General features: G+C 55.8%; 27 protein-coding genes. 25 read left to right on the top strand and 2 right to left on the bottom strand.

Annotation, left to right across the window (positions count from 1 at the left end):
- Positions 1–614 precede the first annotated feature (614 nt).
- The gene (locus DW089_RS08105; RefSeq protein WP_118287069.1) at positions 615–1,289 is read right to left on the bottom strand and encodes a Crp/Fnr family transcriptional regulator; all 675 of its coding nucleotides are present in this window, start codon (positions 1,287–1,289) and stop codon (positions 615–617) included.
- A gap of 151 nt (positions 1,290–1,440) precedes the next feature.
- Between DW089_RS08105 and DW089_RS08110 the strand changes: the two genes are divergently transcribed.
- From DW089_RS08110 to DW089_RS08120, 3 genes are all read left to right on the top strand, one after another.
- On the top strand, positions 1,441–2,628 hold the full coding sequence (locus DW089_RS08110) for a flavodoxin domain-containing protein (RefSeq protein ID WP_118287070.1): 1,188 nt from the start codon (positions 1,441–1,443) through the stop codon (positions 2,626–2,628).
- 210 nt (positions 2,629–2,838) lie between these two features.
- Positions 2,839–4,908 carry a polyribonucleotide nucleotidyltransferase gene (locus DW089_RS08115; RefSeq protein WP_118287071.1) on the top strand — a complete coding sequence of 690 codons (2,070 nt, stop codon included), beginning with the start codon at positions 2,839–2,841 and terminating at the stop codon, positions 4,906–4,908.
- Between the two features lie 199 nt (positions 4,909–5,107).
- Positions 5,108–5,542, top strand: a complete 435-nt coding sequence (locus tag DW089_RS08120; protein WP_118287072.1) for a zinc ribbon domain-containing protein — start codon at positions 5,108–5,110, stop codon at positions 5,540–5,542.
- An 81-nt stretch (positions 5,543–5,623) separates the two neighbouring features.
- On the opposite strand, the gene rpmB is transcribed toward DW089_RS08120, so the two are convergent.
- The gene (rpmB, locus tag DW089_RS08125) at positions 5,624–5,815 is read right to left on the bottom strand and encodes a 50S ribosomal protein L28 (RefSeq protein ID WP_012937850.1); all 192 of its coding nucleotides are present in this window, start codon (positions 5,813–5,815) and stop codon (positions 5,624–5,626) included.
- Positions 5,816–5,935: 120 nt separating this feature from the next.
- On the opposite strand from rpmB, the gene recG reads away from it, so the two are divergent.
- The 22 genes from recG (at position 5,936) to DW089_RS08235 (ending at position 25,710) form a co-directional block, all read left to right on the top strand.
- Positions 5,936–7,999: an ATP-dependent DNA helicase RecG gene (gene recG, locus DW089_RS08130; RefSeq protein WP_118287073.1), complete on the top strand. Its 2,064-nt coding sequence runs from the start codon at positions 5,936–5,938 to the stop codon at positions 7,997–7,999.
- An 87-nt stretch (positions 8,000–8,086) separates the two neighbouring features.
- Complete coding sequence (locus DW089_RS08135) at positions 8,087–8,833, top strand: TVP38/TMEM64 family protein (protein ID WP_118287074.1); 747 nt, start codon at positions 8,087–8,089, stop codon at positions 8,831–8,833.
- A 194-nt stretch (positions 8,834–9,027) separates the two neighbouring features.
- Complete coding sequence (gene fusA, locus DW089_RS08140; protein ID WP_118287075.1) at positions 9,028–11,094, top strand: elongation factor G; 2,067 nt, start codon at positions 9,028–9,030, stop codon at positions 11,092–11,094.
- A gap of 341 nt (positions 11,095–11,435) precedes the next feature.
- Positions 11,436–13,424 (top strand): transketolase, encoded by a 1,989-nt coding sequence (gene tkt / locus DW089_RS08145; RefSeq protein ID WP_118287076.1) that lies wholly within the window; start codon positions 11,436–11,438, stop codon positions 13,422–13,424.
- Positions 13,425–13,519: 95 nt separating this feature from the next.
- Complete coding sequence (gene thiD / locus DW089_RS08150; protein WP_105326166.1) at positions 13,520–14,320, top strand: bifunctional hydroxymethylpyrimidine kinase/phosphomethylpyrimidine kinase; 801 nt, start codon at positions 13,520–13,522, stop codon at positions 14,318–14,320.
- Positions 14,317–15,141 carry a hydroxyethylthiazole kinase gene (thiM, locus tag DW089_RS08155; protein WP_233547577.1) on the top strand — a complete coding sequence of 275 codons (825 nt, stop codon included), beginning with the start codon at positions 14,317–14,319 and terminating at the stop codon, positions 15,139–15,141. The genes thiD and thiM overlap by 4 nt, the downstream gene beginning before the upstream one ends.
- Positions 15,122–15,757 carry a thiamine phosphate synthase gene (gene thiE, locus DW089_RS08160; RefSeq protein ID WP_118287077.1) on the top strand — a complete coding sequence of 212 codons (636 nt, stop codon included), beginning with the start codon at positions 15,122–15,124 and terminating at the stop codon, positions 15,755–15,757. The genes thiM and thiE overlap by 20 nt, the downstream gene beginning before the upstream one ends.
- Before the next feature lie 12 nt (positions 15,758–15,769).
- Positions 15,770–16,213 carry a hypothetical protein gene (locus tag DW089_RS08165; protein ID WP_105326164.1) on the top strand — a complete coding sequence of 148 codons (444 nt, stop codon included), beginning with the start codon at positions 15,770–15,772 and terminating at the stop codon, positions 16,211–16,213.
- A 66-nt stretch (positions 16,214–16,279) separates the two neighbouring features.
- Positions 16,280–16,630, top strand: a complete 351-nt coding sequence (gene ylxM, locus DW089_RS08170) for a YlxM family DNA-binding protein (RefSeq protein ID WP_231085954.1) — start codon at positions 16,280–16,282, stop codon at positions 16,628–16,630.
- 2 nt (positions 16,631–16,632) lie between these two features.
- On the top strand, positions 16,633–17,979 hold the full coding sequence (gene ffh / locus DW089_RS08175) for a signal recognition particle protein (RefSeq protein ID WP_105326162.1): 1,347 nt from the start codon (positions 16,633–16,635) through the stop codon (positions 17,977–17,979).
- A 27-nt stretch (positions 17,980–18,006) separates the two neighbouring features.
- The gene (gene rpsP / locus DW089_RS08180; protein ID WP_118287078.1) at positions 18,007–18,279 is read left to right on the top strand and encodes a 30S ribosomal protein S16; all 273 of its coding nucleotides are present in this window, start codon (positions 18,007–18,009) and stop codon (positions 18,277–18,279) included.
- Positions 18,280–18,290: 11 nt separating this feature from the next.
- The gene (locus DW089_RS08185) at positions 18,291–18,518 is read left to right on the top strand and encodes a KH domain-containing protein (RefSeq protein WP_105326160.1); all 228 of its coding nucleotides are present in this window, start codon (positions 18,291–18,293) and stop codon (positions 18,516–18,518) included.
- A 102-nt stretch (positions 18,519–18,620) separates the two neighbouring features.
- The gene (locus DW089_RS08190) at positions 18,621–19,028 is read left to right on the top strand and encodes a YlqD family protein (protein ID WP_105326159.1); all 408 of its coding nucleotides are present in this window, start codon (positions 18,621–18,623) and stop codon (positions 19,026–19,028) included.
- A 4-nt stretch (positions 19,029–19,032) separates the two neighbouring features.
- Positions 19,033–19,527: a ribosome maturation factor RimM gene (rimM, locus tag DW089_RS08195; RefSeq protein WP_105326158.1), complete on the top strand. Its 495-nt coding sequence runs from the start codon at positions 19,033–19,035 to the stop codon at positions 19,525–19,527.
- On the top strand, positions 19,528–20,292 hold the full coding sequence (gene trmD / locus DW089_RS08200; protein WP_231085952.1) for a tRNA (guanosine(37)-N1)-methyltransferase TrmD: 765 nt from the start codon (positions 19,528–19,530) through the stop codon (positions 20,290–20,292).
- 125 nt (positions 20,293–20,417) lie between these two features.
- Positions 20,418–20,759 (top strand): 50S ribosomal protein L19, encoded by a 342-nt coding sequence (gene rplS / locus DW089_RS08205; RefSeq protein ID WP_105326157.1) that lies wholly within the window; start codon positions 20,418–20,420, stop codon positions 20,757–20,759.
- 63 nt (positions 20,760–20,822) lie between these two features.
- Complete coding sequence (locus tag DW089_RS08210; RefSeq protein WP_105326156.1) at positions 20,823–21,170, top strand: hypothetical protein; 348 nt, start codon at positions 20,823–20,825, stop codon at positions 21,168–21,170.
- 54 nt (positions 21,171–21,224) lie between these two features.
- A complete protein-coding gene (gene lepB, locus DW089_RS08215) occupies positions 21,225–21,764 on the top strand; it encodes a signal peptidase I (protein ID WP_105326155.1) in 540 nt (179 codons plus the stop codon).
- 261 nt (positions 21,765–22,025) lie between these two features.
- Positions 22,026–22,943, top strand: a complete 918-nt coding sequence (ylqF, locus tag DW089_RS08220) for a ribosome biogenesis GTPase YlqF (protein ID WP_105326154.1) — start codon at positions 22,026–22,028, stop codon at positions 22,941–22,943.
- Entirely contained in the window at positions 22,930–23,733 is an 804-nt protein-coding gene (locus DW089_RS08225; RefSeq protein WP_105326153.1) for a ribonuclease HII, read from the top strand. Before ylqF ends, DW089_RS08225 begins: the two co-directional genes overlap by 14 nt.
- 52 nt (positions 23,734–23,785) lie before the next feature.
- Positions 23,786–24,139, top strand: coding sequence for a YraN family protein (locus tag DW089_RS08230; RefSeq protein WP_118287079.1), 354 nt, complete (start codon positions 23,786–23,788; stop codon positions 24,137–24,139).
- 44 nt (positions 24,140–24,183) lie between these two features.
- Positions 24,184–25,710, top strand: a complete 1,527-nt coding sequence (locus DW089_RS08235; protein WP_105326151.1) for a YifB family Mg chelatase-like AAA ATPase — start codon at positions 24,184–24,186, stop codon at positions 25,708–25,710.
- The last annotated feature ends 8 nt before the right edge of the window (positions 25,711–25,718 follow it).

Raw genomic sequence — 25,718 nt, forward strand, 5'->3', positions numbered from 1 at the left:
CAGTCAGTCCTGCGGACTGACAGCCCCTCCACGCTTGGATGGGCCGGTCTTAGCTCCCTACGAGTCATGTACTAAACGGATATAGTAAAGCAACATAGTTCGTAAATATCTGCACTACCCAAATCTATTACTTGACCAGTAGCGGCATAGATTGCTTCCTGAGTGGTTCGCCGTTTCCAATCAGCGGCGTCCTAACGGACTTGCTTCTTGGACGGCTATCACATAGGTCGCATATTCCAAATGTCCTTGAGAAACTGCATTGACATTTGGATGCGACCGTAAAGCGTGTAGGAAGTGTCGCATTTTCCTCTATAGCTCCCTTCAAGCGTTGCGCTTATATCCAATAATCCAAAAAATAATTCTATGGGATTATTGGTTAATATGAGCCATGCGATAGCCGTCCGGGAATCAAACCCGTAGGGTGCTGATGACCGGTATACGGCGAACCGCTAAGGGGGTGGCAGCCACTACCTTCCACGTTTACGGGGAAGGGGAACCGCCCGCAGGGTGGTGGAAAGGGGGCTGACGGAAGAAGTTTTTCCAAGAATAAGGCGACGATAGAAGTTTCTTTATTTCACACCCCTTCTTTTGTAGGCGGTGGGGCCAGTTGGCGGCTATTCCTCCTCCAGCTTTTTCAGGACGAAATGGTTTTTGTGGTACTGGAGGATGCCTTCTTTTTGCAGCTTGGACAGTTCGGTGGACATGGCGGCCCGTTCTACGCAGAGATAATCGGCCAGCTGCTGCCGGTCGTAGGGAATGGCAAAGGACAGGCTGCCCTTTTGGAGGGCCTGGGAGGACAGGTAGGACAGGAGTTTTTCCCGGGTGGTCCGTTTGCTGAGATGGGTGAGCTTTTCGTTGAAGACCATGGTCTTGCGGCCCAAAATGGCCACCAGGTTTTCAATCAGTCGGTTGTGGAAAGCGCAGGCAGCCTGGCAGGAGGTGAGCAGCCGTCTGACGTTCAGAAAAAGCAGTTCGCAGTCTTCTGCGGCCACTACGCTGGCATTCAGCAGACTGCCCGGCACGGCGGCAAAGGGCTCGGCGAAAATATCCCCGGCGCCAATCCGGGTCATAATATGGCGGTGGCCCCACAGGTCTTCCTGAATGGCTATGACAGAGCCGGACAGCACCAGGCCCATTTCCTGGGTGGGTTCCCCGGCCCGGAGTATGTATTCTTCGGCTTTTTTCCGGCAGTGCCGGGGGCCCAGGCAGCCCATTAAAATTTTGCTTTCTTCCGGTGTGATGCCTTTAAACAGGGCGTGGTTTTGGAGCTTTTTTGTGTAATCTTCCATAATTCCTCCATATTTGTTTGTTTTCCAACATAAATAATAGTTTCAGTGTACTATACTGATTGCAGAAAAACAAGAAATCCTGTATGATACGGCGTATTGATAAGCGTTTTATAATGGCAGCAAGGTAAGAGGAGTTTAGGAGGAGAGCAGTATGAAAAAGCAGGTAAAAAATAATGTCAGCTGGGTAGGCTATATCGACTGGGAACTGGAACATTTCCACGGGGACGATTATTCCATCATGAATGGTTCCAGCCAAAATGCCTATCTGATTGAAGAAGAAAAGACCGTGCTGGTGGATACGGTGTGGGCGCCCCATCGGTTCGAATTCGTGGAAAGCCTGAAAAAGGCCGTGAACCTTCACAAGATTGACTTTATCGTCATGAACCATGGGGAAGTGGATCATTCCGGGGCGCTGACAGCGCTGATGGAAGAAATTCCTGGAACGCCCATCTACTGCACCGCCAATGCCGTAAACAGCATCAAGGGCCAATACGGGGACCGGGGCTGGGATTTCCACGTGGTGAAAACCGGGGATTCCCTGGACGTGGGCAACGGCAAGAAACTGATTTTCGTGGAAATGAAAATGCTCCACTGGCCGGATTCCATGGCCACCTATCTCACCGGGGACAACATCCTGTTTTCCATGGACGCTTTTGGCCAGCACTTTGCCGTAGAAGAAATGTTCAATGACAAGGCCAACCAATGCCTCCTGATGAAGGAAGCCATGAAATACTACGCCAACATCCTGAATCCCTTCTCTCCTTTGGTCACCAACAAGCTGAAGGAAATTGCCGGGCTGGGCATCCAGATCGATATGATTGCCCCTGCCCATGGGGCCATCTGGCGGGACAACCCTTTGCAGATTGTAGAGAAATACGGCCAGTGGGCTGCCCAGTACCAGGAAAACCAGGTGACCATCGCCTACGATACCATGTGGGAAGGCACCACCAAGCTTGCCCACGAAATCGCCCGGGAAATTGCCCGCCAGAGCCCGGATACGGTGGTGAAGCTGTTCAACATCGCCAAGTCGGACAAGAATGAAGTGATGACGGAAGTATTCAAATCCAAGGCCATTGCCGTAGGTTCTCCCACGGTGAGCAACGACATTCTCTCCAGCGTTTCCGGCTGGCTGGCCTTCCTGAAGCAGCTGAAATTCAAGAATAAGAAAGGCGCTGCTTTTGGCTGCTATGGCTGGAGCGGGGAAAGCGTCAAGATTCTGAAGGAAAAACTGAAGGACGCTGGCTTTAAGGTGGTAGAGCCGGAAGTCAGATCCCAATGGAACCCGGCGGAAGAAGATTTTGCCAAGGTGCCGGCTCTGGTGAAAGCCCTGCTGGAGTAGGACTGGGCCGACTGCCGCAGAACCCTGGGAAAAACCAAATACCCCAAACGAGTACACCTGCATTCTGGTGCTGCCGCTGGCGCCCAGGGTGCAGGTTTTTTCACAACTGCTGGGGGAACCTTTCTGGGATTTTTATTGTAGTTTTTCCAACTTCTGTAGTATAATATTTTACATACATGTCAAGAGTGTAACATAAGGAGGATGCAGAGGATGCATACATTTAGCACGGACCTGGGAGGAAGAACTCTCACGATTGAAACCGGCAAAATTGCCAAGCAGGCCAATGGTTCTGTATTGGTGCGTTACGGCGATACGGCTGTAGTAGTGGCCGTCACCGGGACGGATACCCCTCGGGAAGGCGTTGACTTTTTCCCGCTGACGGTGGACTTTGAAGAAAAGATGTACGCCGTGGGCAAGATTCCCGGAGGCTTTTTACGGAGAGAAGGACGCCCGGCAGAAACGGCCATCCTGACTTCCCGTCTGATTGACCGCCCCATTCGTCCCATGTTCCCGGAAGGCTACCACAACGACGTACAGATTGTGGCCACTGCCGTTTCCGTGGATCCCGACAATGCTCCGGACATTCCGGCTATGATTGGTGCTTCCTGCGCCCTGTCCATTTCCGATATTCCCTTCGAAGGCCCCATTGCAGGTGTTCGGGTGGGCCTGATTGATGGCCAGTTCATCGTGAACCCCACGGTGGAACAAGCTGCGGTCAGTGAAATGAACCTGTGTGTGGCTGGTACCAAAGATGCCATTTTGATGGTAGAAGCCGGTGCCAAGGAAGTTTCTGAAGAAACCATGCTGGACGCCATTTGGTTCGCCCATGGGGAAATCAAGAAACTGGTGGAATTCCAAGAAAAAATTCAGGCTGAAGTGGGCAAACCCAAGATGGAAGTGCCCGTTTACACGCCTCCTGCTGAACTGGTGGAAGAAATCCGCCTGTACGGCGAAGACAAACTGAAGGCTGCCCTGATGGATGCGGACAAGCTCCACCGGGAAAAAATGGTGGATGAAGTAAAAATGGAAATCGCTGAACATTTCAGCGAACTGTATCCGGACAACGCCGTAGATGTAGCCTACATTACCCAAAAGCTCATCAAAGCGGTAGTGCGCCATACCATTTCCGTGGACAAGATTCGTCCCGATGGCCGTGCTTTGGATGAAGTACGTCCCATCAGCTGTGAAGTAGGTCTTCTGGCTCGGCCTCATGGCTGCAGCCTGTTCACCCGTGGGCAGACCCAGGTACTGAACTGCCTGGCCCTGGCCCCCCTGCGGGAAGCCCAGACCCTGGACGGACTGGGTACCGAACTGGTAAAACGGTACATCCATCACTACAACTTCCCGCCCTACAGCGTAGGCGAAACCAAACCCCTGCGTTCTCCCGGCAGACGGGAAATCGGTCACGGCGCCCTGGCAGAACGGGCTCTGCTGCCGGTAATTCCTTCTGAAGAAGAATTCCCGTACACCATTCGGCTGGTATCTGAGGTGCTGGAATCCAACGGTTCCTCCTCCATGGCCAGCGTCTGCGCCAGCACCCTGTCCCTGATGGATGCCGGCGTGCCCATTAAGGCTCCGGTTTCCGGCGTAGCCATGGGTCTGGTCAAGGAAGGCGAACACTTCACCATCCTCACCGATATCCAAGGGCTGGAAGATGCGCTGGGCGATATGGACTTTAAGGTAGCTGGTACTGCCAAAGGCATTACCGCCATCCAGATGGATATCAAGATTGACGGCATCAACAGGGAAATCTTCCAGCAAGCCCTGGCCCAAGCCAAAAAAGGCCGTGCCTTCATCCTGGGCAAGATGCTGGAATGCATCTCCGAACCCCGCAAGGAACTGAAGAAGTACGCTCCCAAGATTACCACCCTGAAGGTGAACCCGGACAAGATCAAAGACATCATTGGACCTGGGGGCAAGGTAATCAAGAAGATTGTGGAAGAAACGGGTGCCAAGATTGATATCGAAGACGATGGTACCGTGTACATTGCAGCCGTGAACTCCGAATCTGCTGACAAGGCCATTGCCACCATCAAAGGCATTACTGCTGAACCGGAAGTGGGCAAGATCTACACCGGTAAGGTAACCCGCATCATGAACTTCGGCGCATTTGTGGAATTCATGCCCGGCCGTGAAGGTCTGGTACACATTTCCCAACTGGCCAAGGAACGGGTGGAAAAGGTGGAAGACGTGGTCAGCGTCGGCGACGAAATCGTCGTGAAACTGGTGGAAATCGACAACAAGGGCCGGATGAACCTGTCCAGAAAAGCTGCCCTGTAAGCTTAGACAAAATAAGACTTCCTGGAACTCCGCGAGGAGCACCAGAAAGTCTTTTTGCGTTAGAAGGGGCAGGGAAGGGGACTGCTGACAAAGCGTTCTAAAAATGGTAAAATTATAAAGATAGCCCTGTTTTCAGGGTATGGAAAAGAATAACAGGGAACCGCGTTCCCTGATCAGCTGGTATAAAAGGAGTAGGAATATGCGTGTAAATGGCAGCGGCGGCAGTTTTGTGCAGCAGGCTTTTCAGATTTCCCTAGAGGCTGCCTGGCAGCTGGGGCTTATGGTCATTGCCGATATGGGCATTGAAGCAGAAAGCCAGGACGATCAGCAGCATCTGTTTTCCGGGTCCCTGCTGACGGAAGAAAAAAGCTTCCTGTTTGGCCGGCCCAAGCGGAAATTCGTGACGTTTGCGGTACAGCCTCTGGAGGAGGGCTGCCAGGTGATTGTGGACATCCACAAAAAGCACCTGGAGGTGTACAGCCTGACGCCCCAAAACCGGGAAACCAAGCAGTTCATGGAGCTGTTTCAGCAGAAGGTGGACGCCTATCTGCACCAGCGGATCTGCAGTCGGTGCGGTCAGGCCGTGGCAGTGGGCATGGCCTTTTGCCCCTACTGCGGGCAGAAGCTGGACTAGGGCAGAAGGGTGGGCGCAGCCCAAACTGCGCAACAAAAAAGGACCAGTTGTCAATGACAACTGATCCCTCAGCTTTATAGCTTAGATGGCGCGGGTTACCTTGCCGGAACGTAAGCAGCGAGTGCAAACGTTGATGCTTTTTACTTCACCGTCTACCACCGCTTTAACCTTTTGTACGTTAGGTTTCCAAGAACGTTTTACATGTCTATTGGAATGGCTGACGTTGTTACCGGACAGCTCACCTTTGTTGCAGATTTCACAGATGCATGCCATGGTCCCACCTCCTTCTAGTTATAAGGCAATGCTTTACATTTTTTTAAATCAGTGTATCTATTCTAACATATACGCTTAGTTTTATGCAAGTATATTTTCAGCAAGAGGAGAGAAAAAAAGATGTGGTGGCAGGAACCCATTACCAAATTAAAAGGCATCGGGCCCAAAAAAGCCCTGGAATTCGAAAACTTGAACGTACAAACCATAGGGGATCTGCTGAACCATTTTCCCCGGCAGGGCTGCTACCTGGACTATTCCCATGTAAAAACCATCAAGGAATTGACCACGGACGGGGAGATGCAGCTGTTTAAGGGCCGGATTGTCCGGCTGAACCAGCGGCGCAGTGCCCGGAATATGAAATACGCCACGGTTACCGTAGGGGACGACACGGGCTTTGCGGAAGTGATGCTGTTCGGACCCCAGGTGTACGGGGTGCGGTTTTTGAAAAACGGGGAGGAGGTACTGGTCATCGGCAAGGTGACCCAGGGCCGCACGGCCAAAAGCGTGACCAATGCTTCCCTGTCGGCGGTAAAGGAGGAGCAGCAGGCGGCGCCTGGGATTTTGCCCACCTATGCCCTGACCGGCGGCCTGAGCCAGAACCAGGTGCGCAGCGCCGTAAAGCAGGCCCTGGCTTTGGCCAAAAAGGAACTGCCCGAGTGCCTGCCGGCGCCCATTATGGTGAAATACCATTTTCTGGGTCGCTACGAAGCCCTGCGGAACATCCATTTTCCCAGTTCTCCCAAACTCCTGGACGAGGCTACCCGGCGCTTTGTTTTTGAGGAACTGTTCTTTCTCCAGTGCGGGCTGCTGCACCACCGGACGAAAATCAAACAGGAAAACAGCGGCATCAAAATGAGCCCCAACGGAAAGCTGTGGCTCCAGGTGAAGCACAACCTGGGGTTTGAGCTGACCGCCAGCCAGAAAAAGGCCTGGCAGGAAATTGACGACGATATGCAGGGCACGGAACCCATGAATCGGCTGGTCCAGGGGGATGTAGGCTCCGGCAAAACGGCGCTGGCCCTTCTGGCCATGGCCAAGGCCGTGGAAAATGGCTACCAGACCTGCCTGATGGCGCCTACGGAAATCCTGGCTGAGCAGCACTACAAGGAAATGCAGAAGGTGCTGGAACCGGCGGGCATCCATACGGCCCTGCTTACCGGCAGCCTGAGTACCAAACAGCGCCGGGAAGTGCTGGAAGGCCTGGCGGACGGCAGCATCCAGGCGGTGGTGGGCACCTACGCCCTGATCCAGGACGCGGTGGTGTTCCAGTCCCTGGCCCTTGTGATCACCGACGAGCAGCACCGGTTTGGGGTGGCCCAGCGGGCCAAGCTCCAGGATAAATCCACGGCGGCGCCCCATGTACTGATCATGACGGCCACCCCCATTCCCCGGACCCTGGCCCTGACAGTGTACGGGGACCTGGACGTATCCCTGATGAAGGGGCTGCCCCCGGGCCGTAAGCCTGTCCAGACTCTGTGCTACACGGAGGATATGCGTCCCGGAGTCTACAAGGGGCTGATTCACCAGATCCAGCAGGGCCACCAGGGCTACGTGGTGTGCCCCCTGATTGAGGAATCGGAAGGGGTGGATGCCAAGGCCGCCTCGGAGCTCTACGACGAATTGACCCAGACCTATCTCAAGGGGATTCCCTGCGGTCTGCTCCACGGCCGGCTGAAGGCGGAGGAAAAGGACCAGGTGATGGAGGACTTCGTCAAGGGCAAAACCAAGGTGCTGATTACCACCACGGTGGTGGAGGTAGGGGTGAATGTGCCCAACGCCACGCTGATGATTATTGAAGGGGCGGACCGGTTCGGCCTGGCCCAAATGCACCAGCTCCGGGGCCGGGTAGGCCGGGGCAGCGCCCAATCCTACTGCGTGCTGCTGACGGCTTCCCAGAATCCGGTGACCCTGGAACGGCTCCAGATTATGCGCACCTGCAGCGACGGCTTTCTCCTGGCAGAAAAGGACCTGGAGCTCCGGGGCGCTGGCCAATTCTTCGGACTGCGTCAACATGGGTTGTCGGACCTTTATATAGCTGATATACTACGAGATGCAGATACTTTGGTGGAAGCCCGGAAAGCAGCCCTTTGGGCCATGCATGACCCTGAGACGGCGGCTTTTGTGGAAAATGCTGCGGCTACCACCCAGTTTGACGGACGTTTTGACCGGATTTTCAATGCCTAGGCGGCAGCCTTCGCCTATAAATGCACAGCCACCTTCCTTGCAGGCGCCTTTGGCCCTGTACAACCTGACCCCAGAAAGCAGGCGCTTATGACCCCAGACCAAGATCCCAGTACCCTACCTCAAAAGAATAAAAGCAAGGACCACTGTGAAGCCCGGGTTTTTAAATTCATTGCCTTTGCAGCCCTGGTTCTGCTGCTGTATCTCATCAATGTGCTTGACCCCACCTTTTACGGCCACGTGTTCCACCTGGTGAAAGGCGGGGACATGGAAGAAGCCGTGTGCTTTCTCCGTTCCTATGGCCCCTGGGCCATTGTGATCAGCTTTTTCCTGGACGTGTTCATCAATGCGGCGGGCTTTCTGCCCTCCATTTTCATGTCTACTGCCAACGGAGTGGTGTTTGGCCTGCCCATTGGCATTACCATTTCCTGGACGGCGGAGTCCGTGGGCGTAATCATTTCCTTTCTGATTATGCGCTACTTTCTCCGGGCCACAGCAGAAAAGGTCATTATCAAAAGCAACAACCTGAAGAAAATCGATGACATGAGCAGCGACAAAGGGCTGGTGGTCATGGCCCTGGCCCGGACCCTGCCCTATTTCCCGTCGGGGATTCTCACCTGCCTGGGGGCCATCAGCCGGATGAGCCTGCGGGACTATGTGATTGCCACCTTTCTCGGAAAATTTCCCTCCACCTTTTTGGAAGTGGTGGTGGGCCACGATATCGTCAACTTTCATGAGCATATGCACCGGCTGGCCATTCTCACCACCCTGGTGGTACTGGCCTACGGTACCCTGCTCTATGTCCAATACAAACGGCACAAAAAGCCCAAAGTCTGAAGAAAGTCCTCTGGCAGAACTGCTGCTGGAGGGCTTTTTGTTTACCGAAAAACTTTTTTGTGTATCTTTCCTTACAAAAATTCCTGTTATTTGAAGAAAATTCAGAACTTTACTCGGTCTTTGCAGGAAAAGGGCCCACTGCACCCGAAAAAAGTCATCAGATGTTTGTGATTACCGATTAAGGGGGGCTTATTGTGAAAGAGTATACAGGCGATAAAATCAGAAACGTAGCAATCGTGGGACACGGCGGAGCCGGGACCACTTCCCTGACGGAAGCACTGCTGTACCGCAGCGGGTCTATCAGCCGGATGTGCAAGGTGGAAGACGGCCAGACCACCACGGACTTTGAACCGGAAGAAATCAAGCGGGGCGTTTCTGTCAGCGCCACCTTGGCCCCGGTGGAATGGCGGGACGTGAAGATCAATTTCATTGATACCCCGGGCTTTGCCGACTTTGTAGCCGAGGTAAAGGGTGCTTTCCGGGCTGTGGACAGCGTGCTGATTGTGGTCAGCGCCACCAGCGGTGTCCAGATTGGCACGGAGCAATGCTGGAAACTGGCGGAAGAAGCGGGGCTGCCCCGGCTGATTTTCGTCAACAAGATGGACCGGGAAAACGCGGACTACGACAATATCTTGAACAACCTGCGGGCCAAGATCGGCAAGGAAGTACTGCCCCTGGAACTGCCCCTGGGCAAGGAAGAAAATTTCTGCGGCGTCATTGACGTGTTCAATATGAAGGCCTATCGGGGCAACGGCAACGGAGCGGACGAAATCGAAGTGCCGGACGATATGAAGGCCTGGGTGGAAGACGCCCACAGCAAGATGGTGGAAGCTGCGGTGGAAGCCGATGATGCGGTAATGGAACGGTACCTGAACGGGGAAGACATTTCGGACGAGGACATTATGCGCTGCCTGGTAAAGGGCATCCGCCAAGGGCTGATTTTCCCGGTGCTCTGCGGTTCCGCCTATAAGAACATTGGTCTGGGCCGCTGCCTGAACGCCGTGGTGGACTACACCTTCCCGGCCATTTTGAACGACTTCATTGTAAAGGATGTTAAGACCGGCGAAGAAGAAATCAAGGACTCCAACGCAGCCATGGCAGCCCTGGTGTTCAAGACCACCTCCGATCCCTTTGTGGGCCGGCTCAGCTTTGTCCGGGTGTTCTCCGGCACCATCAAGAAGGACAGCACCGTGTACAACGCCAGCCGGGAAGAAAACGAAAAGGTGACGGGTATCTTTACCCTCCGGGGCAAGACCCAGATTCCCATGGACCAGATTGTGGCCGGGGATATTGGGGTGCTCTCCCGCCTGCAATTTACGGCTACCGGGGATACCCTGAGCGACCCCAATGTGCCGGTCCTGTTCCCGCCCATTGATTTCCCGCTGCCCATGTACAGCCGGGCCATCTACCCCAAGAAGAAGGGGGACGAGGATAAGATTGCTTCCGCCCTGACCAAGATGACGGAAGAAGATCCTACCATTATTGTCAGCCGGAACCCGGTGACCAAGGAAACCCTGATCAGCGGCATGGGGGACCAGCATCTGGAAATCATTATGGAACGGATGCAGCGGAAATTCGGCGTGGAAGCTGACCTGAAGGCGCCCATTGTGGAATACCGGGAAACCATCCGGGGCAGCGCCGATGCGGAAAGCAAGTACAAGAAACAAACCGGCGGCCACGGCCAATACGGCCATGTGGTCATCAAGATGGAACCCCTGCCTCCGGGAAGCGGCTTCGTCTTTGAGGATAAGATTTTTGGCGGGGCCATTCCCCATCAATATATTCCTGCGGTGGAAAAGGGCATGAAGGAATCCATGGAACACGGTATCCTGGCCGGCTATCCGGTGGTGGACCTGAAAATCAGCCTGCTGGACGGTTCCTACCATACGGTGGACTCCTCGGAAATGGCCTTTAAGGTGGCTTCCCACCAGGCCTTCCAGAAGGCCGCCGAACAGGCCAAACCGGTGCTTATGGAGCCCTATTACAACCTGAACGTGTACTGCGACGAACGGATGACCGGGGACGTGATTTCCGACCTGAACGGCAAACGGGGCCGGATTCTGGGCATGCAGACCCTGGAAGACGGACGGGCCTGCGTCAACGCCCAGGCTCCCTATGCCGAGGTGCTGGACTACGCCGTAGACCTGCGGGCCCTGACCCAGGGCACGGGCTCCTTCGAGATGAAGTTCGACCATTACGAAGATGTTCCGCCCAAACTGGCAGAAAAAATTATTGCGGAAAGTAAGCAGGAAAAAGCCTAACCATTAGCGAATAAGAATAGTGTCACGAAGGCGGCAGTTTGCAGGTGTAGGGGCCTGGACTGCCAGGGGATCCTCCGGCGTGCCCAAAACAGGCAGGCCGGAGGAGCTTCGGGACAACCGCTGTTCTTATAGTGAACAACAACCGAAAAACCGCTTTCTGTGCCGGCAGCGCTGCTGTACCGGGACAGGGGGCGGCTTTTTGGCGTTTGGACCGAAAAATCCCGGGAAACGGAGAAAATTCTGAAAAGTGCCACGTGTTGCGTAAACGGTAAAAATATCCTATAATCAAAATGAATTGCACCGTATTTCAATCTGTCCAATCATGGGGGAGTTCAAACTAAATGAAAAATATTGACCAAGAATGTATCAACACCCTGCGTTTTTTGTCCATTGATGAAGTTCAGGCCGCCAATTCCGGCCATCCGGGCCTGCCCCTGGGCACCGCGCCCCTGATGTACACCCTTTGGGACCGCTTCATGAAATATAATCCCAAGAACCCCAGCTGGTTCAACCGGGACCGTTTTGTCCTGTCTCCCGGCCACGGCAGCGCACTTTTGTATGCTATGCTCCATGTGGCTGGCTATGACCTGTCTATTGAAGACCTGAAAGCCTTCCGGCAATGGGGTTCCCGGACTCCGGGCCATCCGGAATATGGTGTTACCGCCGGCGTGGACGTTTCCACCGGTCCTCTGGGCCACGGCTTTGCCATGGCAGTGGGTATGGCTATGGCAGAAGAAATGCTGGCTGCCCGCTACAACAAGGAAAACTTCCCGGTGGTGGACCACTATACCTTCGGCATTACCTCCGATGGGGACCAGATGGAAGGGGTAGCTTCTGAAGCTGCTTCCCTGGCTGGCACCCTGGGCCTGGGCAAATTGATTTTCCTGTATGACGACAACCACATTACCATTGAAGGCAATACGGAAATTGCTTTCCGGGAAAATGTGGGCGCCCGCTTTGCCGCTTACGGCTGGCAGGTACTCAAGGTGGATAATTCCGAGGATGTGGAAGCCCTGCAAAAGGCCGTGGAAGAAGCTAAGGCCGATACCAAGCATCCGTCCCTGATCATCGTCAAGACCCATATCGGGTTTGGCAGCCCCCGGCAGGATATGGCCAGCGCCCACAGCGAGCCCCTGGGCGAAGACAATGTGGCCAAAACCAAGGAAGCCGCTGGCTGGGACAGCAGCAAGTCCTTCTACGTGCCCGACGAAGTCAAGGCGCATTTTGACGCCAAAATTCCGGACTGCCAGAAGAACGAAGCCGACTGGAACCAACTGGTTATCGACTACGCCAAGGCCTATCCGGAACTGGCCCAAGAACTCACCGACCGGATTAACGGAAAAATGGACCTGGATGTGAAAGAGCTGATGAAGGTCTTTGCGGATGCCACTTCCGTAGCTACCCGCAGTGCTTCCGGCACCCTGCTGCAAACCCTGTCCGACCAGCTGCCCGCGCTTATTGGCGGTTCTGCTGACCTGGGTCCTTCCAACAAGACCGAAATGAAGAACAAGGGCTTCTTCTCTGCAGAAGACCGGACCGGCCGGAACATCCATTTCGGCATCCGGGAACACGCCATGGGCTGCATTGTCAACGGCCTGTGCCTCCACGGAGCCATCCTGCCCTTTGGCGCTACCTTCCTGGTGTTCTCCGACTTTATGCGCCCGGCTGTAAGAATGGCCGCCCTGATGGGTATCGGCAGTATGTTCGTGTTCACCCATGACAGTATTTTCGTAGGGGAAGATGGTCCTACCCATGAACCCATCGAGCAAACCATGAGCCTGCGGCTGATTCCCAACGTATCCGTCTTCCGTCCGGCTGACGCCCTGGAAACGGCTGTTGCCTGGAAAGCCGCCTGCGAAAACCGCAAGCAGCCCACCTGCCTGATGCTCACCCGGCAGAACCTGCCTGTGCTCCACGACTATGCAAAGGTGATTGCCAAGAACGCCGCCAAAGGCGCCTATGTGCTGAGCCCGTCCCCCCGGGACAAGGTGAAAGCCATTCTGCTGGCTACCGGCAGCGAAGTACATCTGGCCCTGGCCGCTCAGGCTGCCCTGGACAAGGAAAAAATCGGCGTAACGGTGGTTTCCATGCCCAGCTGGGATAAGTTCGACGCCCAGGACGAAGCCTACCGGAAGAAGGTCCTGCCCAAGGATACGCCGGTCATCGCTTTGGAAGCCGGGGTCAGCCTGGGCTGGGCCCGCTACACCGGCAGTGAGAAACGGGTGCTGGGCATTGACCGCTTTGGGGCCTCCGCTCCGGGCAAGACCGTTTACGAAAAGTTTGGTTTTACCGTGGACCATGTGGTAGAAATGGTAAAGAAAGTTAAATAAGATTTGTCTTCCTTGGCATCAAAGGAAACTGGTAAAGAAGCGCTGTATGGATTTCCTTTCCTGCGGCGCTTCTTTTTTGGAAAAGAGGCGCGCTGATGTTTCACTTATTAACCATTGCCGGATCCGATTCTTCCGGCGGGGCCGGCATCCAGGCCGACCTGAAATCGTTTGCAGCCCACGGCTGCTTTGGCATGAGTGTGATTACTTCCGTAACGGCCCAGAATACCACTGGCGTTACGGCCATCCAGAATATTGACCCGGAAGTGGTGGCCGCCCAGATTGATGCGGTATTTACGGACATCCGGGTGGACGGGGTGAAAATCGGCATGGTTTCCACGTCCCCCATTATCCGCACCATTGCGGAAAAAATGCGCCAGTACAAGCCCAAGGTCCTGGTGGTGGATCCGGTGATGGTGGCTACCTCCGGTGCCTACCTGCTGGAAAAGGACGCCCGGACGGATTTGATTGAAGACCTGCTGCCCCTGGCGGACCTGATTACTCCCAACATGATGGAAGGGGAAGTGCTGTCCGGGCTGACCATCCGCAGCAAGGCGGATATGGAAAAGGCGGCGGCCATTATCCTGGAAAAGGGGGCCAAGGGCGTTCTCTTAAAGGGCGGCCATTTGGCCCAGACGGCCGATGATTATCTTTTGACCCGGGACGGGGGCAAATGGTTTGACGGTCCCCGCTATGATAACCCCAATACCCATGGTACAGGGTGCAGTCTGTCTTCTTCTTTGGCAGCGGACCTGGCCAGCGGTATGACGATGGAGCAGGCCGTCCGGGAAGCCAAGGACTACGTGGCCCTGGGCATCAAAAACGGTCTGCCGGTGGGCCACGGCCACGGCCCCATCCATCACTTTGTAACCATGTTCAAGAAGGCCGGACTGGAATGATGGAGGACCTGCTGGCCGAGTTCCCGGTAATCAGCGGCCAGGTCCGGGAGCGGCGGCCGCTGCTGCACCATATTACCAACTACGTAACCGCCGGCTTCTGTGCTGATGCAGGCCTTGCCCTGGGAGCCCTGCCCATGATGACGGATGCCCCGGAAGAGGTGGAAGCCGCAGCCCGCCGGGCGGACGCCCTGGTGTGCAACCTGGGTACCTTCAGCGCCAGCCATTATGAGGCCATGGAAAGAGCCATGGGGGCGGCCCGGGAAGGCGGGGTGCCCATTCTCCTGGACCCGGTAGGGGTCATGACGGTGGACTGGCGGAAACAGGCAGCCCTCAAACTTTTGCAGGGCGGGGTGACGGTGCTCAAGGGCAACGGCGCCGAAGGCCGGGCACTGCTAGACTGGCAAAAGGGTAAGGGCAAAGGGGTGGACGCAGGACTGGAAACCCAGCCGGGCCTATTGGCCAAAGCCCTGGCTCGGACCTATCATTGTGTGGCGGTAATTACCGGTCCGGTGGACGCCCTCAGCGACGGAAAACGGATACTCTATGCCCGGAACGGGTCGGCGCTGCTTTCCCGGATTACCGGGGCAGGGTGCATGACCGGCACCGTTATGGGAGCCGGCATTGCCGTGGCGGAGTCTCCGCTGGCGGGCGCCCTGTGGGGCCTGACGGTAATGAACGTGGCGGCAGAAGCGGCCCAGGTGAACTGCCCGGGACCGGGAACTTTCCGGGTCCGGCTGATGGACGCCCTGTACCAGGAAAACGGCCTGACGCTCCAGCAGAAATTTCGGGGGGAAGAACAACGTGACGAAGAAAACCATTGATTACAGCGTATATTTGGTGACGGATACCCATTGCCTGAAGGGCCGGGATTTTTACGCCGCCGTGGAAGAAGCCCTGAAGGCCGGGGTAACCCTGGTCCAGCTCCGGGAAAAAGATGCCTCCTGGGAAGAACTGCTTGCTAAGGGAAAACGGGTGAAAGCCCTGTGTGACCGGTATGGGGTACCCCTGCTGATTGACGACAATATTGCAGCGGCCAAGGAAATCGGCGCCGCCGGGGTCCATTTGGGCCAGGAGGACGCCGCCATCGAAAAGGCCCGGCAGGAACTGGGAACGGACGCGGTGGTGGGCATCTCCGCCCACAATGTGGCGGAAGCCACCGAGGCCCAGCGCCGGGGTGCGGATTACCTGGGGGCGGGAGCCCTGTATCCCACCGGCAGCAAAAAGGACGCCAAGCTGCTGCCGGCCCAGACTTTCCGGGCTATTGTGGCCGCAGTCCAGATTCCTGTGGTGGGCATTGGGGGCATCCACGAGGACCAGTACGCCCAGGTTTTGGAACTGGGGGCCAGCGGCTGTGCCATGATCAGCGGTATTTTGGGAGCGGAGGACATTACCGCCACCGTAACCCGGCTGAAGGCGTTGTACGCCGCCCGCCGCTAAAGGAAGGTGCCTATGGCAGGAAACAAAGAAGCGGAAGCACTGGGACGCAAGGTCCTGGAGCTTTTTACCTACAGGATTACCGATGAGATTTTCCAGTTCATCGAGAAACACCCGGAGCTCCTGGAGCAGTACCGGGAAGCGGTGAAAAACAGCTCTGCCCATGGGGTCAACGCCGTATTGGGAAAGATGATCACCGAAGCCTATGACCTGGAAAACCTGAACAAGGAAACCAATCCGGAGTCCAAACTGCTGAAAAAGTACACCCGGCACGGGGTCCGCTGGGATAAGGACAGAACCCGGCGCATGGCCAAAAAGGTCATGTACGGCGGGGAGGACTTGTTCTCCGGGGAAACCAAACGCCGGGAGACGCCGGTGAAGAAGGACGAAAACCAGGAGAAAACCGGGTTTGTGGAAGAAAGTTTGTTCAGCCTGGAAAAAACTGAGCCTGTCAAGTAAAAATGCTTGACAGGCTTGTGCCATTATAGTAGAATAAGCGTCGGTGATACCATGCAGGATGATGAATTGACAAAAAAGATCCGGTTTGGCCGGCTCTACGATATGTACGGCGGTCTGCTGACCGAAAAGCAGCAGGCTGTGATGGAGCAGTACTTTTACGATGACCTCTCCCTGGGAGAGATTGCGGAAAGCTGCGGCATCAGCCGCCAGGCAGTGTACGATCTGCTGCGGCGGGTAGAACAGACCCTGGAAAAATATGAATCCAAATTGCAGCTGCTGCATGGCGCCCAGGATACCCGGTTTAAGCTCCGGGGAGCCCTGTCGCTGCTGGAAGCCTGCAAGTCCGACGGCTTAACCGACCCGCGTCTGGAAGAAGTCCGGACCATCTTGCAGAGTTTGATTGACGAAGGCAGGTAACTATGGCTTTTGAAATATTAACCGATAAATTGACGGCTGCCATCCAAAAGCTGCGCGGACAAAAGACCGTATCCGAACAGGATTTGAAGGATACCCTCCGGGAAGTCCGGCTGGCTCTGTTGGAGGCCGATGTAAACTTCAAGGTCGTCAAGGAATTTACAGCAAAAATCAAGGAGCGGGCCCAAGGGCAGCAAGTGGACCCCAGCCTGACTCCTGGCCAATATATTGTAAAGATTGTTCATGAAGAACTGATCAATCTGCTGGGCGGCACCCAGAGCAAACTGGCCGTGTCTCCCAACCCGCCCACCATTATTATGCTGGCGGGCCTGCAGGGCGCTGGTAAGACCACTACGGTGGGCAAGCTGGCCAACTACCTGCGGAAAAATGGCAAAAAGCCCCTGATGGTGGCTGGGGACGTGTACCGTCCTGCTGCTATCACCCAGTTGGAGGTCATTGGCAAACAGCTGGACATGCCGGTGTTTACCCTGGGCGACAAGGTTTCCCCGGTGGAAATTGCCAAGGAAGCCCTGAAGCGGGCCAATGCCCTGTTGTGCGACACGGTAATCATCGATACCGCCGGCCGTCTCCACGTGGACGAAACCCTGATGAACGAGCTGAAGGACATGAAGGAAGCCGTACATCCCGACGAAATCCTTTTGGTGGTGGACGCCATGACCGGTCAGGACGCCGTTACGGTGGCCGATGCCTTTAACCAGGCACTGGGCATTACGGGCCTGATTGTGACCAAACTGGACGGCGACGCCCGGGGCGGTGCGGTTCTCAGTGTGAAGGCAGTGACCAACTGCCCGGTAAAATTTGTGGGTATGGGCGAAAAGCTGGATGCTTTGGAACCCTTTTATCCTGATAGAATGGCTTCCCGGATTCTGGGCATGGGGGATGTGCTCTCCCTGATTGAAAAAGCCCAATCCGCCTTTGATGAAAAGGAAGCCCAAAAGCTGGCTGAGCATCTGAAAAAGAATGAATTTACCCTGGACATGTTCCTGGACCAAATGAAACAGGTCAAGAAACTGGGCTCCCTGGAATCCATTCTCAGCCTGATCCCCGGCATGGGGAAAATCAGCAAGCAGTTGGAAGGGGTGGACCTGGACGGCAAGGAAGTACGCCGCCTGGAGGCCATTATCACTTCCATGACTGCCGAAGAACGGCGCAATCCCCGGATTATCAACGGGTCCCGCCGGAAACGCATTGCAGCCGGCTGCGGCCAGCGGGTACAGGATGTCAATCGCCTGCTGAAGCAGTTTGAGGAAAGCAAGAAGTTGATGAAAACCATGCAGGGCATGAACAAGTATGCACGGAAGGGACGCTTTAAGCTCCCCTTCCTGCAATAAACAAATTCTTTTAAGGAGGTGAATCTTGTGGCAGTTAAAATCCGTCTGAAACGTATGGGTGCTAAGAAAAACCCGTTCTACCGTATCGTTGTTGCCGACGAACGCGCTCCGCGTGATGGGCGCTTCATCGAAACCGTAGGTACCTATGATTCCACTGTTGATCCCGCAGTGATCAATATTGATGAAGAAAAGGCTCTGGCTTGGATGCTGAAAGGTGCTCAACCCACCGACACGGTTCGTTCCATGTTCAGCAAACAAGGCCTGATGGCTAAACTGGCTGGCGAAAAGGCTGGTAAATAAGGAGGTTGACTATGAAAGAGATAGTTGAAGTCATTGCTAAGGCTATCGTCAATAATCCCTCCGAGGTCCAAGTGGAGGAGGAGAGAAACGGTTCTTCCGTGATCCTCAAACTCCACGTGGCACCTGAAGATATGGGTAAAGTGATCGGCAAGCAGGGCCGCATTGCCAAGGCTATCCGTCTGGTGATGAAAGCTGCTGCCACCCGTGAAAACGTAAAAGTAATCGTAGACATTGATTAATGGAAGAGCAGCCCCTGTATTGCAGGTGATGCTCTTCTTTAGTCAGGAGACATGACGCGGATCCCGGCGCCCTGGCGTCAGGGGTTCAGTAAGGTGGATACTATGGATAAAATGATCGTCCGGGTACCGGTTGGCATCAAAGCCAAGGTGACCGAAGACCTGAAATCTCAAATCGTTGCAGATATGAAACGCCAGGTCCAGGCCGCCGAGCTGGATTTTGAACAATTCCAGTTCAATGCCAAACGGGCACTGAATGAACAAGCTGGTGCCGATCCCAATGCCCTGCGCGGTTTGCAGGAACAGATCGAGTACGAAAAGGCCCAGCGCGGCCATGCGCTCCAGGAGCTGAAAGATAAACTGGAACGGGCTGAAAATCTGGAAATTGGCAGTGAAGTCGGTCACGGCACACTGGAACGCAGTGTGGAAATCACCATCGGTTCCGATCTGGAATCCCTGATGGGCGCCGAAATCCTGGTGGAAGACGGCAAAGTCATCGGTTTTAGAGCGTGAGTCCATGGAACAGAAGATTGTGATTGGCAAAATTGTCGCCCCGCATGGCGTGCGGGGCGAATTTCGCGTTCTGCCCCTGACGGACCAGCCGGAACAGTACGAGGACAGGGAAACCCTGACCTTGGACAACGGCCGGGTGCTGCACGTAGTTTCCGTACGCTTCCATAAGAATGCGTACCTGGTAAAGGTGCAGGAAGTCACCGATATGGACCAGGCCGAAGCCCTGCGGGGCCGGACCATTGTCCTAAGGCCAGAGGAGCTGCCGCCCCTGCCGGAAGGGCAGTTCTATGTCAGGGACATTATCGGGTTTGCGGTGGTTTCTCCTGCGGGAGATCCCATTGGCACGGTAAAGGACGTGATTTCCCCGGGACCCACGGATGTGTTCGTGGTGGCTCCCCCGGAAGGGGAAGATATTCTGGTGGCCTCCATTGCCGAGAATATCAAAAAAATTGATTGGGACCAGAAGCAGGTGGTCATGGTCCTGCCGGAGTGGATCTAAGTGAGACAGTTCATCTTTCTCACCCTGTTTCCGGAAATGATCCAGCAGGCGGCGTCCTTCTCTATTTTGGGCAGGGCCGTACAGGAAGGTCTTCTTTCTGTAGCCTGCGTGAATCCTCGGGACTTTGCTACGGACCGGCACCGCAGTGTGGATGATACCACCTGCGGCGGCGGCGCCGGTATGGTGCTCCAGCCCCGGACCTATTTGGCTGCGCTGGAGCGGGCCAGGGAACTGGCACCGGAGGCTCTGGTGCTGGCGATGACCCCCGCCGGGGAAGCCCTGAAGCAGCAGCGGGTTTGCAGCTTGGCCGCCAGCGGCCGGGACCTGATCTTTTGCTGCGGGCACTACGAGGGCTTTGACGAGCGGATTCTGGCCCAGGCGGACCTGCGGCTTTCCGTAGGGGACTTCGTCCTGACGGGAGGGGAGCTTCCGGCTCTTGCCGTCATGGATGCAGTGGCCCGCTTTATTCCCGGGGTGCTGGGCAAGGCCGTCAGCGCTGAGGAGGAATCCTTTGCTGCGGGCCTGTTGGAATACCCCCAGTATACCCGCCCGGTGGACTATCAGGGACAGCTTGTACCCTCCGTCCTCACCAGTGGGGACCACGGGAAGATTGAAACCTGGCGGCGGAAGGAAGCCCTGCGGACTACCCTGAAGTACCGGCCGGAACTGCTCCGGACGGTGCCCTGGCAGCCCGGGGACGGCAAGCTGTTTCTGGCCGTCCAGGCGGAAGAAAAAAATCAGGGAAAGGACCCGGAAAAGGACTGATTTTGCAGCCCTTTTTCTTGCGCCCACCCTGTCTGTATGGTATAATACAGCGTATGCATTAACGGGCGGTCCGCTGTTAGCACGAGGCTAAGAATGAACGTCTTGGATTCTGAGGAGGAACATAAATGAACATCATCGAAGCAATTGAAAAGGAACAACTGCGTTCCGACATTCCTGAATTCCGTGCCGGCGACACTTTGAAAGTTTATGTAAAAGTAGTCGAAGGTACCCGTGAACGTGTTCAGCTGTTTGAAGGCGTTTGCATCTCCCGCAGTGGCGCAGGTGTGCGTGAAATGTTCACCGTACGTCGTATCGCTTCCGGCGTTGGCGTAGAAAGAACTTTCCCTGTACATTCTCCCAGACTGGAGAAAATTGAGGTATCTCATAGAGGTATCGTTCGCAGAGCAAAACTGTACTATCTGCGTAAACTGACCGGTAAGGCTGCTCGTATTAGAGAACGCCGCTAATCGGAAACAAAAAACGGTGGGGGACTGTCTGCGCAGTCCCCTTTTGTTTTAGGAGTTGGTAAGATGGCTGCACCTAAGAACGCACAGGGCTGGTCCGGAAAGTTGTCCAGTCTGCTGCTGTTTGTGATCCTGACCTACTGGCCCATGGTCCTTTTTGTGGACAAGGCCTGGACGGAACAGGGGCTGAACTTACTGGGACTGGTGTCCCTTTTGTACTGGCTGGCGGTAATCCGGGAACGCCAGGGCTTTGCCCTGCTGCAGCGGTACGTCCACGGGGACAAGAAGGCGGTAAACCAGCTGGTGGCCGGAGTCTGGAACTTCTGGAACCAGGATGCCTTTGCCACCCAGGCCACCTTGGTGAAACTGGTGGCGGTGCTGGGAATTCTCCATTTGCTGGGGAATCTGCTGTAAAAATTTTGGAAGCGGCGGTGCTGCGGCTTTCCAATTTTGTGCTAGGAGAATGGTATGGACGAAAAAGAAAAATCCGGGTCCTGGCAGGACACTGTCAGCGACTGGCTGATTTCCATTATTGTGGCCGTGGTGCTGGCCTTTGGGATTCGTACATTTTTGGTGGAACCCTATATGGTTTCCGGACCTTCCATGATGAATACCCTCCAGGACCAGGAACGGCTGCTGGTGAACAAGCTGGTGTACTACACCAGGGAGCCCAAACGGGGCGAAATCATCGTTTTCAAATATCCCAGTGACACCCGCAGGGACTTTATCAAACGGGTCATCGCCGTAGGCGGGGATACCATTGAAATCCGGGATGGGAAGACCTATGTGAATGGTGAGGCGCTGGATGAGTCCTATATCCGGGAACCCTTCCACACCAACTATCCCAAAACCACGGTACCCCAGGGCCATATTTTTGTCATGGGGGACAACCGGAACAATTCCGAAGACAGCCGGTACCGGGACGTGGGCTTTGTGGACCTGAGTCTGGTCAAGGGCAAAGCCAGCCTGATTTTCTGGCCCTTGGGACAATTTCGGTCTTTGCCTTGAGTAGAATAAGAACATGCAGGGTCGGTGCAATAACTGGCCCTGCTTCTTTTTTTGCCTGGGAAAAAAGTGGGGGATTCCCGTTAAACCCCTAAAAATGCCCGCATTTTGCAGGGAGAAAGAAAACTGTTATAATAAAACAAATTGAAAGCCGCAGGACCTGAAGGCTGCGGCAGAGGGGGAGCAACTGGCTCTCCTAAAGGACAGAAAAGAGCGGCTCTGCTGGCCTCTGGGCGGCAGGGCGTAGGATAGAAAGGAAAAACTATGAACGAAATGGAAAAAGAACCCAAGCTTCACATCCAGTGGTTCCCCGGTCATATGACCAAGGCCAAACGGATGATGGAGGAACAGCTGAAGCTGGTGGACGTGGTGGTGGAAATGCTGGACGCCCGGATTCCACGGTCCAGCGCCAACCCCATGCTGAAAAAGCTCATTGGCAACAAGCAGAAAATCGTGGTGCTGAACAAGACGGATATGGCGGATCCTGTGCAGACCGCCCGGTGGCTGGAGCGGCTGAAGGAACAGAACTTTACCGCCCTGGAAGTGAACTGCCAGAAGAACAAAGGGGTCAAGGCCCTGGTGGCGGCCATCCAAAAGGCCGGCCAGCCTACTCTGGACAAATGGCTGAAAAAAGGCGTCAAGAACCATCCGGTCCGGGTGATGATTGTGGGCATTCCCAACGTGGGCAAGTCCACCCTGATCAACCGGCTGCTGGGCAAAAACAAGACCGTGGCCCAGAACCGGCCCGGCGTAACCCGGGGGCCCCAGTGGGTCATCCTGGGCAAGGGGCTGGAACTGCTGGACACCCCGGGGGTGCTGTGGCCCAAATTTGACGACCCGGAAACGGGCTTTTCCCTGGCCGTGACTGGGGCCATCCGGGAAGAGGTATTCGACTTGGAAATTGCCGTGCACATTCTGCTGCTGCGGCTGAAGAAGTACTATCCCCAGGAACTGTCCGCCTACTACAACATTGCACTGGCGGAAGAAGACGGGGCCAAGGAACTGGAAGAAAAAATCGGCCGTTCCCGGGGTTGCCTGAAAGCCGGCGGCCTGGTGGACTACAACAAGGTCATCCAAATGGTGATCCGGGACTTTAAGACCGGCAAACTGGGGGCTTTCACCCTGGAGGTTCCGGGAAAAAGTGCTGCCGAAAAGGCGGAGGAACACCATGAAGATTGCTGAAGTGAAGGAACTGCTGGCGGGAACGCCCACCGCAGAACAGCTGGCGGAGCTGCGCCTGGATGCCCGGGCCGGGGTCCAGAAGCTGCTGGCGGCCTATACGAAGCGCCTGGCGGCAGAAGCGGCGGAACGGGACCGGCTGCTGCATTTCCAGGACCTGGAGCGCCGGTATTGGGAGCAGGGCCTGAATCAGGTGGCCGGCACCGATGAAGCGGGGAGGGGCCCTTTGGCGGGACCTTTGGTAACCGCTGCGGTTATTTTGCCCCACGGGATTTGGCTGCCCGGGCTCAACGATTCCAAAAAGGTGCGCCCTGCCCGGCGGGAAGAACTGTATGACGAAATTTTGGACCAGGCGGTGGCGGTGACCGTGACCATTCTGGGGCCCCGGGAGATTGACGCCCTGAACATCTATCAGGCGGCCAAGTGGTCCATGACCAACTGCCTGAACCACCTTTCCACGCCGCCCCAGGCAGCCCTGACAGACGCCATGCCCCTGACGCTGGCCTCTGGGATACCGGTGGAGGACCTGGTCAAAGGGGACAGCAAAAGCGCGGCCATTGCGGCGGCTTCCATTATCGCCAAGGTTACCCGTGACCGGCTGCTGGTGGAGCTGGACGCCCAGTATCCCCAGTACGGGTTTGCAGCCCACAAGGGCTACGGCGTTTCCACCCATGTGGAGGCCATTCTGCGGGACGGCCCCTGTCCCTGGCACCGGGGCAGCTACGAACCCATTAAGACCCACTTTCCCCAGCATCAGGGAATCAGTGAGGAAAAAACGCTGGTATTAAAATAGGCGGAGTGCCCGTGTCCTGCGCCTGCCAGCCGCTGAAACAGGAGGGATTGGTATACACGAACACAGATGCTTTGGCAACTGGGGAGAGGATGCAGCTGCCCAGTACCTGGAAAAACAGGGCTACCGGATTGTAGCCCGGAACTATGCTTGTGCTTATGGAGAACTGGATATTATTGCCCAAACAAAGAATACGCTGGTTTTTGTGGAAGTGAAAAGCCGACGCAGCCTGAAATTTGGCCGTCCGGCAGCAGCTGTAACCCGCGAAAAACAGGTTCACCTGCACCGGGCGGCTTTTGTGTATCTCAAGGAGCATCCAGGCTTTCGGGGCAAGATCCGCTTTGACATTATTGAGGTACTTTCCCTGCACGAGACCCTGAACATCAATCATATGCAGGCCTGCTTTTAGGCCAGACTACAAACGCTATTCTATTTGAAACAGGTGATGAACAAATGTATGCACGCACATGGGGGGAAACCACCCGAGGCATTAACGGAGAAATGGTGGCCGTGGAAGTGGATGTGGCCAACGGCCTGCCCGCCTTTGAAATGGTGGGACTGCCGGATACGGCGGTAAAGGAGTCCAAGGAACGGGTAAAGGCGGCGGTGAAAAACACCGGGTTCTACTTTCCCGATACCCACATTACGGTAAATCTGGCGCCGGCGGACCTGAAAAAGGACGGCTCCGGCCTGGACCTGCCCATTGCCCTGGGCATCCTGGCAGCCAAACAGCATATCAAGCTGCCGGAGGACAATCCTCCGGTCTTTGCCGGAGAACTGGCCCTGGACGGCAGCCTGCGGCCCATCAGCGGCATTCTGCCCATGATTCTCCGGGCCCGGGAAGAAGGCCGGGACACCATCTACATCCCCCGGGGCAATGCCCAGGAAGGGAAGCTGGTGGACGGCATCCAGGTGTTTACGGCGAAAACCCTGCTGGAACTGGTGGACCATCTTCAGGGCAAGGAGCTTTTGGAACCTTTGGAGAAGGAGCCTCTCCAGCTGGAAAACCCGGAGGACAACAGCGTGGACTTTGCTGACGTCCAGGGGCAGGTGGTGGCCAAACGGGCCATGGAAATTGCTGCGGCCGGGGGCCACAACGTGCTGATGGTGGGGGCTCCCGGAGCCGGGAAAACCATGCTGGCCCGGCGTCTGCCCACCATTCTGCCGCCTATGACGGAGGAGGAAGCCCTGGAGGTAACGAAAATCTACAGCATCTCCGGACTGCTGAAGCGGCGCAGCGGCATTATCAGCGAGCGGCCCTTTCGCAGCCCCCACCATACGGTGTCCCAAAGCGCCCTGATTGGGGGCGGCACCATTCCCCATCCTGGGGAAGTGACCCTGAGTCACCACGGGGTATTGTTTTTAGATGAATTACCGGAATTTTCAAGAAGCGCCCTGGAGGTCCTGCGCCAGCCCCTGGAGGACGGAATGGTGACCATCAGCCGGGTCCAGGCTTCCCTGACCTATCCGGCCCGGTTCATTCTGGTGGCGGCCCAGAATCCCTGTCCCTGTGGGTTTTGGGGAGAGGAGGACAAGGTGCACCAGTGTTCCTGCCGGCCCGGGGATATTGCCCGCTACCGGAAGAAGATTTCCGGGCCGCTGCTGGACCGGATCGATATCCAGATTCACGTACCCCGGCTGCAATACCAGGAACTGAAAAGCGATAAGAAGGAAGAATCCTCTGCCGTAATCCGGCAGCGGGTGGTGGCGGCCCGGGAAATCCAGCGGCAGCGCCTTAAAGGCACCCACCTGTACTGCAACGCCAGTATGGGACGCCGGGAAGTGAAGGCCTTTTGTCCCATGACCCCGGAAGCGGAAGCCCTGCTGGAGCGGTACTTTGTGGCTCTGGGGCTCAGCGCCCGCAGCCACGACCGGATTATCAAGGTGGCACGGACCATTGCGGATTTGGCGAAAAGTCCCATAATTACCGTCACCCATTTGGGGGAAGCCATCCAGCTGCGCACCAGTATCCAAGGGTAGGGGAGGAC

The organism is Acidaminococcus sp. AM05-11 (assembly GCF_003472805.1).
GTDB lineage: Bacteria > Bacillota > Negativicutes > Acidaminococcales > Acidaminococcaceae > Acidaminococcus > Acidaminococcus hominis.

Bases quoted from the DNA above. Each gene is read 5' to 3' on its own strand.
- rimM (WP_105326158.1), top strand. From the start codon at position 19,033: ATGGAACAGAAGATTGTGATTGGCAAAATTGTCGCCCCGCATGGCGTG.
- rpmB (WP_012937850.1), bottom strand. From the start codon at position 5,815: ATGGCATGCATCTGTGAAATCTGCAACAAAGGTGAGCTGTCCGGTAAC.
- thiD (WP_105326166.1), top strand. From the start codon at position 13,520: ATGTTTCACTTATTAACCATTGCCGGATCCGATTCTTCCGGCGGGGCC.
- DW089_RS08190 (WP_105326159.1), top strand. From the start codon at position 18,621: ATGGATAAAATGATCGTCCGGGTACCGGTTGGCATCAAAGCCAAGGTG.
- DW089_RS08115 (WP_118287071.1), top strand. From the start codon at position 2,839: ATGCATACATTTAGCACGGACCTGGGAGGAAGAACTCTCACGATTGAA.
- DW089_RS08235 (WP_105326151.1), top strand. From the start codon at position 24,184: ATGTATGCACGCACATGGGGGGAAACCACCCGAGGCATTAACGGAGAA.
- ffh (WP_105326162.1), top strand. From the start codon at position 16,633: ATGGCTTTTGAAATATTAACCGATAAATTGACGGCTGCCATCCAAAAG.
- DW089_RS08185 (WP_105326160.1), top strand. From the start codon at position 18,291: ATGAAAGAGATAGTTGAAGTCATTGCTAAGGCTATCGTCAATAATCCC.
- DW089_RS08110 (WP_118287070.1), top strand. From the start codon at position 1,441: ATGAAAAAGCAGGTAAAAAATAATGTCAGCTGGGTAGGCTATATCGAC.
- thiM (WP_233547577.1), top strand. From the start codon at position 14,317: ATGATGGAGGACCTGCTGGCCGAGTTCCCGGTAATCAGCGGCCAGGTC.
- recG (WP_118287073.1), top strand. From the start codon at position 5,936: ATGTGGTGGCAGGAACCCATTACCAAATTAAAAGGCATCGGGCCCAAA.
- rplS (WP_105326157.1), top strand. From the start codon at position 20,418: ATGAACATCATCGAAGCAATTGAAAAGGAACAACTGCGTTCCGACATT.
- DW089_RS08225 (WP_105326153.1), top strand. From the start codon at position 22,930: ATGAAGATTGCTGAAGTGAAGGAACTGCTGGCGGGAACGCCCACCGCA.
- DW089_RS08105 (WP_118287069.1), bottom strand. From the start codon at position 1,289: ATGGAAGATTACACAAAAAAGCTCCAAAACCACGCCCTGTTTAAAGGC.
- lepB (WP_105326155.1), top strand. From the start codon at position 21,225: ATGGACGAAAAAGAAAAATCCGGGTCCTGGCAGGACACTGTCAGCGAC.
- DW089_RS08135 (WP_118287074.1), top strand. From the start codon at position 8,087: ATGACCCCAGACCAAGATCCCAGTACCCTACCTCAAAAGAATAAAAGC.
- ylqF (WP_105326154.1), top strand. From the start codon at position 22,026: ATGAACGAAATGGAAAAAGAACCCAAGCTTCACATCCAGTGGTTCCCC.
- tkt (WP_118287076.1), top strand. From the start codon at position 11,436: ATGAAAAATATTGACCAAGAATGTATCAACACCCTGCGTTTTTTGTCC.
- DW089_RS08165 (WP_105326164.1), top strand. From the start codon at position 15,770: ATGGCAGGAAACAAAGAAGCGGAAGCACTGGGACGCAAGGTCCTGGAG.
- DW089_RS08210 (WP_105326156.1), top strand. From the start codon at position 20,823: ATGGCTGCACCTAAGAACGCACAGGGCTGGTCCGGAAAGTTGTCCAGT.
- DW089_RS08120 (WP_118287072.1), top strand. From the start codon at position 5,108: ATGCGTGTAAATGGCAGCGGCGGCAGTTTTGTGCAGCAGGCTTTTCAG.